The 15,565-nt window shown below is 57.9% G+C and carries 11 protein-coding genes; 4 read left to right on the top strand and 7 right to left on the bottom strand.

Annotated features, from left to right (window positions below; translation table 11 throughout):
- Positions 1–267: 267 nt before the first annotated feature.
- On the bottom strand, positions 268–1,248 hold the full coding sequence (locus NHH03_RS22060; RefSeq protein WP_253159730.1) for an alpha/beta hydrolase: 981 nt from the start codon (positions 1,246–1,248) through the stop codon (positions 268–270).
- 114 nt (positions 1,249–1,362) lie between these two features.
- Between NHH03_RS22060 and ribA the strand changes: the two genes are divergently transcribed.
- The 3 genes from ribA to NHH03_RS22045 are packed head-to-tail and all read left to right on the top strand — an operon-like array spanning position 1,363 to position 4,740.
- Positions 1,363–2,613 carry a GTP cyclohydrolase II gene (gene ribA, locus NHH03_RS22055; protein WP_253159728.1) on the top strand — a complete coding sequence of 417 codons (1,251 nt, stop codon included), beginning with the start codon at positions 1,363–1,365 and terminating at the stop codon, positions 2,611–2,613.
- An 8-nt stretch (positions 2,614–2,621) separates the two neighbouring features.
- The gene (locus tag NHH03_RS22050) at positions 2,622–3,482 is read left to right on the top strand and encodes a prephenate dehydrogenase (RefSeq protein WP_253159726.1); all 861 of its coding nucleotides are present in this window, start codon (positions 2,622–2,624) and stop codon (positions 3,480–3,482) included.
- Complete coding sequence (locus NHH03_RS22045) at positions 3,469–4,740, top strand: MFS transporter (RefSeq protein WP_253159724.1); 1,272 nt, start codon at positions 3,469–3,471, stop codon at positions 4,738–4,740. The genes NHH03_RS22050 and NHH03_RS22045 overlap by 14 nt, the downstream gene beginning before the upstream one ends.
- Before the next feature lie 12 nt (positions 4,741–4,752).
- On the opposite strand, the gene NHH03_RS22040 is transcribed toward NHH03_RS22045, so the two are convergent.
- The gene (locus tag NHH03_RS22040; protein ID WP_253159722.1) at positions 4,753–6,192 is read right to left on the bottom strand and encodes an ammonium transporter; all 1,440 of its coding nucleotides are present in this window, start codon (positions 6,190–6,192) and stop codon (positions 4,753–4,755) included.
- Between the two features lie 517 nt (positions 6,193–6,709).
- Here NHH03_RS22040 and NHH03_RS22035 point away from each other — a divergent pair.
- Positions 6,710–8,698 carry a hypothetical protein gene (locus tag NHH03_RS22035; protein ID WP_253159720.1) on the top strand — a complete coding sequence of 663 codons (1,989 nt, stop codon included), beginning with the start codon at positions 6,710–6,712 and terminating at the stop codon, positions 8,696–8,698.
- A 141-nt stretch (positions 8,699–8,839) separates the two neighbouring features.
- On the opposite strand, the gene NHH03_RS22030 is transcribed toward NHH03_RS22035, so the two are convergent.
- From NHH03_RS22030 to NHH03_RS22010, 5 genes are all read right to left on the bottom strand, one after another.
- Positions 8,840–11,245, bottom strand: a complete 2,406-nt coding sequence (locus NHH03_RS22030) for an ABC transporter permease (RefSeq protein ID WP_253159718.1) — start codon at positions 11,243–11,245, stop codon at positions 8,840–8,842.
- Positions 11,246–11,294: 49 nt separating this feature from the next.
- The gene (locus tag NHH03_RS22025) at positions 11,295–13,760 is read right to left on the bottom strand and encodes an ABC transporter permease (protein ID WP_253159716.1); all 2,466 of its coding nucleotides are present in this window, start codon (positions 13,758–13,760) and stop codon (positions 11,295–11,297) included.
- Positions 13,761–13,822: 62 nt separating this feature from the next.
- On the bottom strand, positions 13,823–14,740 hold the full coding sequence (locus NHH03_RS22020; RefSeq protein ID WP_253159714.1) for an ABC transporter ATP-binding protein: 918 nt from the start codon (positions 14,738–14,740) through the stop codon (positions 13,823–13,825).
- 38 nt (positions 14,741–14,778) lie between these two features.
- On the bottom strand, positions 14,779–15,201 hold the full coding sequence (locus NHH03_RS22015; protein ID WP_253159712.1) for a GntR family transcriptional regulator: 423 nt from the start codon (positions 15,199–15,201) through the stop codon (positions 14,779–14,781).
- Positions 15,202–15,366: 165 nt separating this feature from the next.
- Positions 15,367–15,565 (bottom strand): hypothetical protein (locus tag NHH03_RS22010; RefSeq protein ID WP_253159710.1); only part of this gene is annotated, 199 nt, incomplete at its 5' end.

The raw sequence follows: 15,565 nt of genomic DNA, 5'->3' as shown, positions 1-15,565 counted from the left end.
TTGCGATTTCTAAACAACCGATTCCAAAGCATCCTTCTTTTGTAACTCATCCAGCACGACTCCCGGCGAACATGATTCTATGGAGGAAACGCGGTCGCTCGATCGACCGTCGAGACGCACAATGTCCCCGAACAGGATGTCTGTCCGGCGAAGCCGAAAGGAAGAATTGATGAGAGTTTGTACGGCGGCAGGATGATGCAAATCATCCCACGCTCGCAACTCGAGGGTCGCCGTGCTGTGAAAAACACACGGCAAGAAAATCACCTGCTACTCGGACGATGCCTGCACACTGCTGCCGCCGTTAGCCGGGTTGCGATCGAGTTGCTGGTGAAAGAAGTCCAGCATCGTGGTTGTCAGCTGGGGGCTAATGAACGCCAGCAAGTGGCCTCGCTTGGGGAGCGTTTCGAAAGCCGACTGCACGTTGGCATCGACAAGTGCTTGGTGGAAGGCTTGGGCTTGGTCGATCGACACCAATCCATCGGCGGCGCCATGAATGATTTGGAACGGCGGATCAGTGGGGGACACAAAGCAAACTGGCGAGGCGGCCGCGTAGACCTGCGGTTTCTCGCGACGCGAACCGCCTAAGAAGTAGGCCAACGTGGTGTTGTCTAGTGGCAATTGGCGAAAGTCGGTGGGCGGACCGCCGATGCAGACCGCCGCGATCTTTGGCAACTTGCCCCAGCGAGGGTCGTCGCGCGGCCAATCGGTCGTCGGCGCCACACGGTTCCAAGACTCGTCGGCCAAGGTTGCGATCAGCGACACCAAATGCCCGCCGGCGGAATAGCCATACAGACCGACATGTTCCAGATCGAATCCATATTGCGACGCCTGTTCGTTGGTCCAAACCAACGCCGTTCGCAGATCATCGACCTGGGTGGGGAACTTTGCCGCAGGTGCCAATCGGTAGTTGATGGCAATTGCGGCGAACCCGTGCTGGGCCAGTTGGCGTGCGTGCCGCCCCATCGACCACTTGTCCCCGGTCGCCCAGCCGCCACCGTGAACGACCAAAACCACCGGCCACCGCGGCTGGGAATCAGACTCAGCCGGCTCGATCGGCTGCGGCAGATAAATGTCACACAACCCCGACGACTCCGGCAGATCGCCAAAACGAACATCAGCGGTCCGTTCGACCTCGTAGAGTGCAGCCGGCGGGTCCGCAAACACGCGGAAATTTGTCGCCGCAACACCCATCGATATCAACAACCCGACGGCGCAGGCACGAATCCAAGCATTCGACGGTGGGAACATCTGTCAGCCGGCTCATTGGGTAACTGGACTTTGCACGTATAATACCCCGACGTCCAACCCGGACGCAGGACCAATTCACACGCCCCCCGTTCTCCATCACTGTAAAGCCACAACATGTCGCAAGACGATTCGCTAGACGGCGAAGACCTTTCTTTGAATTCGATCCCGGAAGCGGTCGAGGCGGTGCGGCGTGGCGAGGTGGTGATCGTCGTCGATGCCGAAGACCGTGAAAACGAGGGGGATTTCATCTGCGCTGCGGAGAAAGCGACCCCCGAAACGATCAATTTCATGCTCGGCGGACGCGGCCAACTGTGCGTTTCGATTCTGCCCGAAGTCGGCAAACGATTGGAACTGACCCCGGTCGTACCCGACAACAACGCGCCGCTGCGGACCGCGTTTGTGACCCCCATCGACATCGCCAGTGCCCGCACCGGGATCACGGCAGCCGAACGTAGCACCACGATCCAGCGCATCGCCGCGCCCGATTGCAGCGTCGACGAATTTGTCCGCCCCGGGCATGTGTATCCTTTGATCGCCAAAAAAGGCGGCGTGCTGCGACGTGCCGGGCACACCGAAGCAGCGGTCGATTTGGCCCGGATGGCCGGACTGCAACCGGCCGGCGTGCTCTGCGAAATTTTGAACGATTCCGGCGACCGCGCCTCTCGAGAGCAATTGATCGAACTGGCCCAATCCAACTCGCTGAAAATCATCAGCATCGAACAGTTGATCGCGCACCGCCGTGTCAGCGAGAAATTGGTCAGTCGCGCCGCCCAGTCAAAACTACCGACCAGATACGGCGATTTTGAAGTCATCGTGTATGCAGTGGATTTTGAATCCCAACAACCGATCGCGTTGACCCTGGGCGATCTGGCCACCGATGCTGACGACGATAAACCGCCGTTGGTGCGGATGCACAGCAGTTGCTTTACCGGTGATTTGATTTCATCCCTGCGCTGTGATTGTGGTGACCAACTGCACATGGCACTGCAGATGATCGCCGACGAAGGCCGCGGGGCGCTGGTGTATCTGCCGCAAGAAGGCCGGGGGATCGGACTGGCGGAAAAAATCAAAGCCTATGCATTGCAAGATCAAGGCATGGACACCGTCGAAGCCAACCACGCGCTTGGATTCAAAGCCGACATGCGAGACTACGGTGTGGGGCTGCAAATCCTAAAGGACCTGGGCATCAGTGAAGTTCGCTTGTTGACCAACAACCCGAAAAAGAAACAAGCATTCAATCTGCGTGGCTACGATTTAAAACTGGTCGACCAAGTTCCGATCGTGCCGCCGGTCAACAAACACAACAAGCACTACCTGGAAACCAAACGCGCTAAAATGGGCCACCAACTGCCCGATCTGGGTTGATCTCGGTAATGCACTCTCTTCCTGATAAACCCGCGTGGCTCAGTCGTGTCGCGATTCTAGGTGTCGGGCTGCTCGGTGGCAGCGTCGGCATGTCGCTCCGGCGCAGCGGAATCCATGTCCGCGGTTACAGCCGCCGCCAATCGAGTTGCCAAGACGCGATCGCAGCGGCAGCGGTCGATGATGCATTCACCGACTTGGCCACCGCTTGCGAAGGTTGCCAGGTCGTCGTGATTGCCGCACCGGTTGATAAAATTGCTGAATTGGCAATCGCCGCCAATGACTGTTTGGCGGCCGACGCGTTGATCACCGACGTCGGTAGCACCAAAGCCCGGATCGTCGCTGAAATTGAATCGCTATCGCCCGCGACGTCACAAAAGTTTGTCGCCGCACACCCGATCGCCGGCAGCGAAAAAACCGGAGTGCAAAATGCCTGTCCGGATCTATTGGATGGGAAAGCGGTGATCCTGACACCGGGCGCCGACACGGCCACCGCCTCGCTCGATCGTGCCAAGGCGTTTTGGCGGCAAACCGGCGGTCGCATCCTGACCATGACACCCCAGCAACACGACGATCGTTTGGCCGCGGTCAGTCATCTGCCACACCTGGTGTCGTCGCTGCTGGCCAGTCTATTGGATGAACCCAGTATGCCGCTGATCGGCAGCGGTTGGAAAGACATGACCCGCGTCGCATCGGGTGATCCGACGATGTGGACGGCCATTTGCCAACACAATCGTGACGCCATCCTGGCGCAAATCGACCGCCTGTCGGCCGAATTGGCGGTGATGCGGGAGAAACTGGCCGACCCCGACACGACGTCGCTGATGCAGTGGTTGCAGGACGCCAAGGCACGTAAAGATGCAACGCAGTGATGACCTGATTCATCCGCACGACGATCCCTCCCCCTGGGCTCCGCTGCGCAATCCGATCTACCGCTCGTTTTGGATCGCATCGCTGGTTTCCAACCTGGGGACCTGGATGCACGAGATCGGCGCTGGATGGCTGATGACGGATCTGGATGCATCGCCTCAAATGGTCGCCGCGGTGCGGACCGCGATGGCCGCACCGATCGTGCTGTTGGCGATTCCGGCCGGCGTGTTGGCCGATCGAACGGACCGCCGCAAGTTATTGCTGGCGACCCAGACGATGCTGCTGTTGACGACCGCGACGTTGGCCGTGCTGACGTATTCCGGTGCGGTGACCAGTTGGATTCTATTGGCGTTGACCTTTGTCATCGGATTGGGAATGACGTTGCACGTTCCCACCTGGCAAGCGTCGATCCCGGAACTGGTCCCACGCATCCAACTTTCACGTGCGATCGCGCTGGGCAGCATCAGCTTCAACCTGGCGCGTGCACTGGGACCTGCACTGGCTGGCATCCTGGTCGCGCTGACTGGATCCTGGATTGCGTTTTCATTCAACGCCCTTTCGTTCGCCGGCGTGATCGTCGTGCTTCTCTGCTGGAAACGCACACGCAGTGAATCGACGCGGGGACTGTCGTTTGCACTGTCCTTGTATCAAGGATTGCGCTACGTCGCCCGCACCGTGCAAATGCGGAACGTGTTGATTCGTGTGATGCTGTTTGTCATTCCGGCCAGCGCACTGTGGGGCCTGCTGCCGCTAGTTGCGCGTGAACGCCTGCAATGGGGCGCCGAAGGTTTTGGCATCTTGGTGACCTGTGTCGGCGCCGGCGCCATCATCGGAGCACGCTTTTTGCCGAAAGTGCAAACTCGACTCGGCAGCCACTTCACCGTGCTCACCGCCATGCTGTTGTTCGGAACCGGATTGGCAGTGATGGGAACATCATTGCAACGCCCGGTGGTGGTGGTGGCATCGCTGCTGATGGGTTGCGGTTGGATGCTGACGTTGACGACACTGAACACCACGGCGCAAATCACACTGCCCAACCGTATGCGGGCGCGGGGAATGAGTTGTTACCTGACCGCGATGGCGATTTCGATGTCATCGGGTTCCTTTCTGTGGGGATCAGTCGCCGAATCGATCGGGCAGGGTGACGAATCGATCGGCATCGGCCATGCACAAAAAATCGCCGCGGCAACGATTTTCGTCACCGCGGCGATCGGAATGTGCTTTCGCCTTTCGGCGTCCACCGAGCGGCATGGCCGCTAGGCAAAGCGTTGGCTAGGCCATCATGTAACCTTCTTCACCGTGGTCAGTGATGTCCAAACCACGCTGTTCGCTTTCGGCCGGTACACGCAGCCCGATCACGACATCGATCAGCTTCAACAGGACCAAACTGCCGATCCCGGCAAAGGCAAAGGTGATCAAAACGGCGACCAGTTGGCCGATCAACAACGTGGGATTTCCCGATTCCAGCAACCCGATTTTCGTGCCGGCCCCAGTGACATCCCAACAGGCGCGACTGGCAAAAACGCCCGTCAGTAGTGCGCCGACGGTACCGCCGACGCCATGCACGCCGAAGGCATCCAACGCATCGTCATAGCGGAACGAGTGCTTGAGCTTACTGCAGGCCCAGTAGCAGACGATTCCGGCAACCAAGCCCATCACCAGTGCCGGCATGGGCAACACGAAACCGGCCGCCGGTGTGATACAAACCAGCCCCGCGACCGCGCCGCTGCTGGCGCCCAGAACCGTCGGTTTCCCCAGCACGACCCATTCGGTCACGGCCCAAGCCACCGCGCCCGCAGCGGCCGAAAAGTGCGTCGCCGCAAAGGCGCTGCTGGTGATCCCATCGGAAACCAATTCGCTGCCCGCGTTGAATCCAAACCAACCGACCCACAACATCGCAGCGCCCAGCGCCGTGTAAGTCAGGTTGTGCGGCTGAATCGGTTCGTTGGGATAACCCATTCGCGGACCGATCACGATCGCCGCAATCAGAGCCGAGATCCCGCTGGAAATGTGCACGACCGTACCGCCGGCAAAGTCCAATGCGCCCCCCATGATGCTGGATTCACCGTAGGACAACGGCCCGCCGTCCCAAACCCAATGGCACAGCGGACAGTAGATCAACGTGCCCCACAGAATCGAGTACAGCACCATCGCGCCAAATTTCATTCGTTCGGCAAATGCACCACAGATCAACGCGGGCGTGATGATAAAGAACATGCCTTGGAACAACATGTGTGTCAGCCGCGGAATGCTACCTTCCATCGGTGTGATCGGCTCGTTGGCGATGTCGCTCCATTCGCGTTGCACACCATTCATGAACAAGTAGTCACCGTTGCCGATCCAGCCACCGCTGCCACCGAACGCGAGGGAATACCCGTACAGGGCCCAGATCACGGTCATCAACCCCATCAGAAAGATGCACTGCATCATCACACTCAGCACGTTCTTGCGACGGACCAAACCGCCGTAGAACATTGCCAGCCCCGGTGCGGTCATGAACAGCACCAACGCGCAACAGACCAGCATCCAGGCATTGTGCGCGCCCAGAGCGGTGTCGGCGATCTGCGAATCGGTCAAACCATTGACGGATTCAACGGGCTGCTCGTCGGCCACTTCGACAATGACTTCTGCTGACGTTGCAGCGGTCTCCGGCGGCGTCTCCTGTGCCGACAACCGCCCCATCGGGACCAAGACGACCAGCGACAATAACATCGCGATCCCACAACATCGTTTCCATTGTTTCACAACAATCACCTCATTAGGAAAAGGACTTGTCAGGCGACCGAATTCAGCAGGGGGCATGGAGAAGACCAGGTAAAAATCTTCGAAATTCCGGCCGCCTTTCTTGGTGAACAGATCGAATCAGGCGTCGCCCGCTGGCGGGGCGCCGTCCCAATCATCGGGGAACACCAAGAACCGGTTCGTCAATTTGCGTGCTCTCTCTCACTGCGGTGGCTCCGGTCGCGTGGCCGATAGGATACGTTGAATGCCCCCACCTCGCTATCGGCGGGGTGCCCAGCGCGCAAAAAGAAACGCAGGTGGCAATGATCACCTGCGTTTCAAAAATAACTGGTAGACTGGCAAGCAATCGCAAGCCTGATGAGCCGCGCCGGAAGAATCCGTAAGAGCAACCGTGACGCGAATCCGCGTCGTCTTAATGGCGATGAAACCGCTCTTCGCGACAGCCAGAGAGTATCCAGGTCGCCATCGATCGACAAGGCCATTTTTTATGAACTCCGACAGCAAACCCCAGTTCAACCCTCCTGAGCTCCTCCGTCTGGGGGATTCAATTGCGGTCTTGCCCGTCATTCACGGCAGCGGACAGTTCGCACTGACCGTTCGGCGATGGATGCTGGAACAGGATTTTGATTGCGTCGCTGTGCCGCTTCCAGAATCGTTTCGCGAATGCACCGAAGCGGCGATTCTGGATCTGCCGCGGCCCTCAATCGTGATCCAGAAACCGGGGCAGCGATTCCCCCGCCCCAATTTTGAACCTTCGTTCCGACCGTTCGATCTGAACGACGAGGGTGAACAGGACCTGGACGTCGAACCGGCTAGCTACGTGCCGATCGATCCCTGCCAACCGGTGATCATGGCCATCCGCGCGGCGATGGGAGAACACATTCCCCGCGCCTATGTGGATTTGGAAACCGATCCGTTCCTGCCGTTTTCGTCGGTGATGCCCGACCCGTTTGCCCTCCGCCAAGTCTCGCCGGAACGTTTTGCGGCCGCAGTCTTACCCAGTTTACCACGCCCACCCGACCGCCAATCCCGGTCGCGAATCATCCACATGGCCTCCCGCCTGGCCGAACTGGAAACCCGCTACGATCGCATCCTGTATGTCACCAGCATTCTGCACTGGCCCTGGATTCGCGAGGCCTACACGCAATCCTTTTCGCCCCAGGCGGCCGCGCGCAGTGAATCTGCCGTGCCAACCGATCTACCGCAGCACGATGACGTCCAAGCCCCCCAGCGATTCTCCGTCGACCCTCGAACATTGATGTTCCTGTTCGGCGAATTGCCATTCATCACCGCCCTGTACGAACGGGCCCGCAGCGAACTAGAAGACGACGAGGATTTGCAGCTGGACGGAGTCAAAGAATTGTTGATCGCTGCGAGAACCAGTTATCTCGCGGAACTGAAACAATTTGCCCGCCGCATCACGCCGCTGCACCTGTCAAAATGTTTGCAGTACATCCGCAACCTGTCGCTGATGTCACGGCGAATGACACCCGACCTGATCACCATCGTCACCGCCGCCCAACAAATCATGGGTGACCAGTACGCGCTGCACGTCGCACAACTGGCCAACCAGTACTCCTATGCCAACGTGCCCGAAGACGATTGGGAGCCGACCGAGCTGAGCGAAATTAAATTGGGGATCGATCAAGCTCGACTGCCCGACGACGATGTGATTTCCACAGTCAACCGGTTGCCCGGACCACCGATCAGTTGGCGCACGCTGCAACTCAAACGCAAACCCTCGTCTCCCGACACCAGTCGCTGGAAATACCAGTGGAACCCGTACACCCAGTGCAGCTATCCGCCGGAAGACGAACGCATCGAAAATTTTCGCACCCGTGTGTTCGATCGCGCCCGCGCGATCATTGGCAACGATCTGGCTCGCACCGAAAAATTCACCACCAGTGTCAAAGACGGCATTGATATCCGCGACACCCTGCGGCATTGGTATGACAAACAGATTTATGTCAAAGTCATTCCGCCCAGCCGTGGAACACTTGATGCCTGTGTGATGCTGTTCGATTCCCCCTCGGATCCACGTAACTATCCGTGGCGAACGACGTGGTTTGCCGAGCACAAAGACGAATCGACGTTGGCGTTTTACGCGACCAATTTTGCCGACGAAATGGTTGGCCCCGGCATCGGACTCAGCCGCTACGGCGGCGCGATGTTCTTGTACCCACCGGTGATGATCCCCGACATTTGGTCAGACCCTCGGCTGGACTACACCGAAACGCTGGAGGAACGCTTGATCGCCGCCGCCTGCATGCATGCCGGCGGCCGGCAAGTCGCCTTGCTGAGCGCCCTGCCCCCGGGCGGCGGTTGGCGAAAACTGGCAAGACATCATCGCAAGACGTTGGTGCACGTCCCACTCAGTTCATTCAGTGACGAACAAGTCCAACAGTTGCGGATGGTGCATGTCCTGAACGGCCGCGAAGTCCGCTCCTATGCCGAAGAATTCATCCGCCGCGTCTAGTGGTTGGTGTGGAAACCGGTCGGCTAAAGCCTCCACACCAGCGCAACCGTATGGCCCAACACGACCTTTCCCCACCGTTGGAGTTCACGCTTTAGCGTGTCAGTACTCAATCTCTACGGCAACAACCCAATGACCGACCGACTACGGTGACTGATCCAGGGCGATCAATTGCGCTCGCAGTTGTGCGATCCGCTGCTCGGTCGAATTGATGGACTGAAACTGCAACGCCCAATTCAACATTGGTGGATCATGACGGATAAATTCGGTCTGCTCGATCAGTTCGCGAGCCTGCTGTTGTGCCGCGGCCAACTGAAAGTTGCCACCGTTGAAAAACTGCTGGTACATCAAATGCATGATCTCCGCGACCTCTCGATCGTATCGCAACCGCTCCACCGCTAACCAACGTTGCGCCGGCAATGGCCGCTTCGGTTTCCATGGCGGTTCCACATTGCCTTGCTGCAATTGTTTCCACGAGGTCGCCAGACTGACCAATCGAGCCTGACGTGCGAGTTCGGGATCGGGAAGTATGTCGACCAACTCTGCCAATTCTGGCGATTTGTCTGCGTCCGCCAACAGACGCTCCAGAGACTCCACAAGCCATTGGTCGGCGATATCGGCCAAATGGGCTTCCCGCAGAGTGACCTGGCCGGCCAGCGCCTTCTCCCGCATCACCCGCGACCACTTGGCCAACACCTTGGCAACCAACATCTCCGCAGAATCATCGCCCATGGAACCGGACCATTCGATCAATTCCGCCATGGTCACATAGGACCCCAGGAATGTTGTCTCAGCGAGCTCCCGTTGCAAACGTCCCATCGCGGGCTCGCTGCGGCGTCGCATACGATCCGTGATTTGCATTGACTGCATCTGAGCGACGGAGAGCGTGACAGGCGGGGTGGACAACTGAAACGGCGGGGCATTTTGACGGGCTTCCGGCACCACACTTGCCAACATTTGCGCCCGCCACTGCGGGCGTTCAGCGGGCATCGTCACCCAGCGGAATCCCAACACCAGCACGTACGGCAGGACCGTCGCCAGCACCAGATAGCTGAAAAACTTGGCGTGGAAAATGCGTCCGATCGATCCCGACATCCAGTCCGGCGTCAGCCGCCATGAGGCAAACAACAGCAGCGGTACCATCAGCCATAACACCCCCACCGCTCGGGAATAGTATTCCAACAACGGCATCAAACCGAACCCGATCAGCAGGGCCAGCACGGGGGCGGCAAAGAACACCAGGATCGGGCGCGGCGACCACAGCGAAACAAGTTGACAGAGCGCATAGGTTGCCAACAACACGCCACTGATGGCAAGCAAATCCCCCCTCCCCGCCCCATCCATCCAAGCCGCGAACATTGCGATCGCGGCAATCACCAACGTTGCGATCAACGTCGGCGTGACCCGTGTCAACCAAACCCGACTCGGTGAGACGCCACGGTCGGACAGAAACATACAGCGGCGATGAACGGAATCACCGTAGAACGTCACGCCACCGATCACTAACAAAGCGGTCGGCAGCAGGACTGCGGCGATTATCGCCAACCCATCCAATCCAAGCCCCAGGATCAACAGGCTAAGCATCGCTGCCGCCACAGCCGATCCGATCAGCCAGCCCGATTGACGCATTGTCTGCCAGATCAGCGCTACGCTTGGTCGCAGTGGACGGCGGATCAGCGCCGTGCTGTACCAAGAATTCCCGGACAGTGCATTGCGGTAGGGTGAATGGCCGAACGGCGAATTTGCGGGTAGTGAACTTGACGGTGGACGAAAGGCATCGGATGCAAGTTGGTCGCTGATCCGCGTGCGGATGTCAGACTGTGGCTTGGTCAGTCTGCGTCTGGCCACCCAACCGTGAATCATAAACAACACACACAAAACCGCTGCACCGCCGGTCAGCAACAACCACGGACGTTGCGACGCGAGATCACTCCACAACACCAGACTCGATCCGTTGCCGGCTAGCAGATCCGCGACGGCGAGATAGAACATCATCAACCCAGACATCACGGGCACCACAGCGACCAGCGCCGTCACTGGCGATCGGAACAGATAGGCCATCGTGAAACTGGTCAACAGCAGCACGCTGCTGAAATACGCTTGGCCGACAAACTGCAGATCAAAGCGATCGATATTCTGGCCGCTGGATTCTAGTTGCTGAAGCAAATGACTTGGAAATAGACTCAGCTGAAACCGAAAACTGATCGTGCTCAATACGAAAACAAACAGCAATCCCGCCGCGGCGACCACGAATTTGGACAGCACGATCCAGCGGTAATCAATCGGCAGCGTTCGCAACCAAGCCAGCGATCCACTTTCCTGCTCACCACCGACCAGCAGCGCCGGTGCGCCCAATGCAAACAGATTGGGCAACAGAATCCAGATCCCGTAAGTGACCCACAAACGATCATTCGCGTTCAACCGCATCGTCGGCAGCATCATGCATTGCAAAAAACCGACCATCACCACACCGGCAATGATCGCAATTGCCAGTGGCGCAAGCGTTCGCGAATCTTTCCACAACAGTCGTTGCATGATTTTTTGATTCATCGTCACTCTCGTTTGCGATCAAAGGAATTTCTGTTTGCCATCGAATCGATCATTTCGCCACTTGCCGCAACGTTTTCATTTGCCGATCGGTTTCAGCAATCCGCAGCAGCTGATCGGGGACACTCACATAGGCGTTGTACGGAGCGGGATCATATGAGCTGAGTTCCATGTAAGCGCCGTTGATGTATTCCCCCACTTTTTCCATCTCATCGTTGGATTCGATCGTCTGCCCGTTCTTCCAATGATCCAAGGTGAAATGAACCAAATCGTCGAGATAGCGTTTGCCCCGTTCGCGTTCGACAAACAGCCAAGATTGAAACGGCATCTCGGGATACACGCCGAAGACACTGCCGCCGATGGCTTGATAGTTTCGCCAATCATGAATCAAACTTTGCTGGCGTGACCGACGAACCAATTCGCTATCCGGCAACTGCTGCAACAACTCGCGAACGTCGGGCGTCACACCCTCGCGATCGACGTAAGCTTTGAGGGTCTTGCTCGTTAGCCAGTCGGCTGTCTCGGCGACACCGAACAAGGTCCGGAAATTCAAATTTCCATTGACCGCTTGTCGGCGTGATTGACGCGACCATTTCAGCAACACTTCCAGAGCTGAAAATTGCATCTCTCTGTCGGCCCGATCCTGTTTGCCAAGTGAGTAGACCGGCGGATTCAGATACAGCGACAAATTGTTTTTTGTCGACCAGTGATGTCGCGTGAGAACGGAAGTCGCCACCGGCGATACGATTTGCAACAGTTCGCGAAACGAAATGTGTTCACCGATCGCATCGTCATCAGCCAACTCGGCATCGATTCTCTGCTGCACGCCTTCTTCATCGACCCAAGGCTTATTTGCAAGTGCGCCCAACAAACCGCCATAGGCTGAACCTTGGATCGGCATGTTCGGAACCTGTTGATCACCAATCGATAGCGGTGTCGCTAACATTTCCTGGCGCCATGCCGTTCGTTCGGCCGGCATGGTGACCCATCGCGTGCCCAGCACCAACACATACGGCAACACCACTGCCAGCGCGATGTAGCCGATGAACGGACCGACATATCCACGCCCGGTGTTGCCGGCCATCCACTGTGGCATCAGACGCCAGGATGCATAAAACAACACCGCCGCAGACAGCAACAAAATCGGAAGACTGTTGACATAAAACGAGAATAGTCCACCAAGCGCCATCGCCGCAAAACAGACGAACACCGGTGCTGCAAAAAAGGACAATGTCGGTCGCGGCGACCACTGTGACACCAGTTGGGACAACGCATACGTGGCCAGCGCGATCGACAATCCTGCCACCGATAACTTCAACCAATCACGAAAATGGACGCTGTCCCAGGGAGGCCCCAATCCGATCAGTGTGACTGCTGCGACCAACGCCAGGACGCCCAGCACCACGATCAACGTGGGCGCCAGTCGTGTTGCCCAAACCAAGGTCGGGGACACTCCGCGGTCGGACAGAAAGACGACGCGCTGATGCACCGAATCCCCGTAAAATGTGAACGCAGCGATCAACAGCAGCGAGACGGTGCAGAGACAGATTCCCCACGGCACCAGATAGCTGGAGTTGGTGATCATGAACAGCACCCCGATCACGGCGATTGCGGTAAGCAGCCCCAGATGCCAACGCATCGAACGAAGCTGTTGCCACAACAACGCAGTGACCGGTTTCGGGCGGACCCGTGCCATCGAACTGCCGTACCAAGTCGCGGGGAATCCCGATGGCGGTCGAAACGCCCCCTCCGAACTGCTACTCGCCAGACGCTCAGCAAACGACGATTCGGGTTTCGTCAATCGATGCTTCGCCGCCCAGGACATGATCGCCAGCAATAGCCCGAAACAGGCCAGGGTCCAAATCGATAATATTGCGATGACGGAATTGTCGATGGGATCCCTCGCCGAACTTCGCGGCGTGAACGGAGCGATCCAATTGAAAACATAAAAATAGCCAAACATCACGACGCCCAGCAACGGCACGACGGATAGCAACGCGGTGATCGGCGACCGAATCCAATAGGCCGTGATAAAACTGAGCGTCAGCAACGCGATACTTCCGACGACCGCAGCGGCAAGCGGCAACCAGAATGGATCGGGAAGTCCACCGGATTGGACAATGCCCTGAACCAGACGCTCTGGAAGCGAACTCCAATAGGCCAGGAAACTAAACAGTGCGCAAAGCCAAACCAGAAGCACACTGCCACAGGCGACCAAAAATTTGCTGAGCGCGATCGAACGCCAACCCGCCGGCAACGTCCGCAACCAGGCCAGCGATCCACTTTCCTCTTCACCTCCGATCAAGACCGCCGGTGCCCCATAAGCGACCAACATCGGCAGTAAAAACAAAATCGCATAGGACATCGACACTCGACTTGGACCGTTCAGGCCGACGAAACTTGCCATCATGCTGAGCAAGAGAAAAAATGCCAGCACGGCAATCGGAGTCGCCAGCGCGAGCGGCGCAAGCGTGCGGCCGTCTTTCCATATCAATCGTTGCAGTCGTTTTGCATTCATGGTACTTGTCACTCCGCCGGCATGTGGGTCGAACGATGACAGGCTCGATGCCTATCCCACGGTTAAACTGCGAGGGGCTGATCACTGGGGCGCACCGCATGGGTATCGCACACCGCAACAAAAATCTCCTCCAGTGTCGGTACTTCTGCGTCGATTTTGATCACGCCTGAATCGGTGCCGAAATCCGACTGCCAATCCTCCGCAAGATCGCGGACCACCCAACGGACTTGGCGTCCATTTTTTGCTTCGGTCAACACTTCCCCACGCGGCATGGCCGCACTGGCATCACCGTGTTCCAAGGTCGCGGTGACCACTCGCGTCGATTCTCGCAGCACGTCCAAGGGTTGAACCAGTTTCAATTGCCCTTGATGAATGATGCCAACCCAATCAGCGACCCGTTCGACTTCGTTGATATGGTGACTGGACAACAACACCGTGCGTCCCAACGAAGCCCGATCGACCATCGATTCAAGAAATTGACGGCGGACCATCGGATCCAAACCGCTGGTCGGTTCATCCAAGATCAATAGCTCGGGGTCATGTGCGGTGGCCAGCGCCAACGCGACTTTCGCACGCTGCCCCTTGCTCATATTCTTCAGCCGCACATTGGGCGGCACATCAAACCCCATCAGGGTTTCGGTGTAGCGTCCCAGGAATGCGTCGTCATAAAACGCGGCGGTAAACCAACCGATCTCATCGGCGGTCATCCATTCATACATCGCCGGTGAATCGGAGACATAACCGGTCTGCTGACGAATTTTTTGACCCTCGTTTAAACAGGACAGCCCCAGCACCGTCGCCATGCCAACGTCCGGTTTGACCGCGCCGGTCAAGATCCGAATCAGCGTGGTTTTGCCGGCTCCGTTTTCCCCAAGCAACGCAAACACCACACCCTGGGGGATATCCAAACTGACGTCGATCAAGGCGCGATTGCGACCAAAGGACTTGCTGATTTTCTGCAGCGAAATGACGGCGTTCATATCACAAATTTCCCAATGAAAAGACTAGACAAAATGGACTAGGACGCCCCATTACCAGACGCGAGTTTGGATTGCTCGGCCATCGCCGATTGCCGTTCCAATTCGGCCTCGAATAGCTCCCGCAGTTCCTCTGCAGTCATCCCGCCGGACAACGCATCGGCCAGCGCGCGGCGGACGCCATCGGCGACCAACGAGTTGCGGGCTTTGGTGCAACGCTTGATCGCGTCGCGACGAACGATCATGCCGCGGCCGCGGAGCGACTCGAGAACACGATCCGATTGCAGTTCCTGATAGGCCCGCGCGATGGTGTTGGAGTTAATCGCCAACTCGCCAGCCAACTGCCGCACGCTCGGTACCATTTGCCCGCCGACCAAGATTCCGTCGGCCACGGCTAATTTGACCTGCCGCACGATCTGTTCATAGATCGGCACATCGCCATCAGCATCAATTGAAAAAAACATCCCAGCCATCCCCTGAAAGCGGCCATCGGTGTACCCGTGTCATGGTACACCACTCCAGGCAGGTGTCAAGTGTTTTTTGCAGACATTCGCCGGCGTTGTCCCCCGCACCAGCCGTAGCTGGACCGGCCACGGTTCAGACCGACTGAACCCTGGCGTGCCTGGCGATTACCCACACATGGCAACCCGACGCGTGAGTTCACCCGGGGTTCCTGCCGAACCTGCCTCCAGCAGGTTCGACAGTGACCCCGGGCTAAGCGATTGAACGCCGTTGGCGTAGAGATGGGATTGAGTGCATGCGACTCTCCCAATCGGTGGCACGCGAAGCTGCACGACTTCCTTGCGGGAGAGTGAATCGCAATGACGC

Origin of the sequence: Stieleria tagensis, from assembly GCF_024129865.1 — a bacterium.
Taxonomy (GTDB): Bacteria; Planctomycetota; Planctomycetia; order Pirellulales; family Pirellulaceae; genus Stieleria; species Stieleria tagensis.
This window is presented reverse-complemented; position numbering and strand designations above follow the sequence as displayed.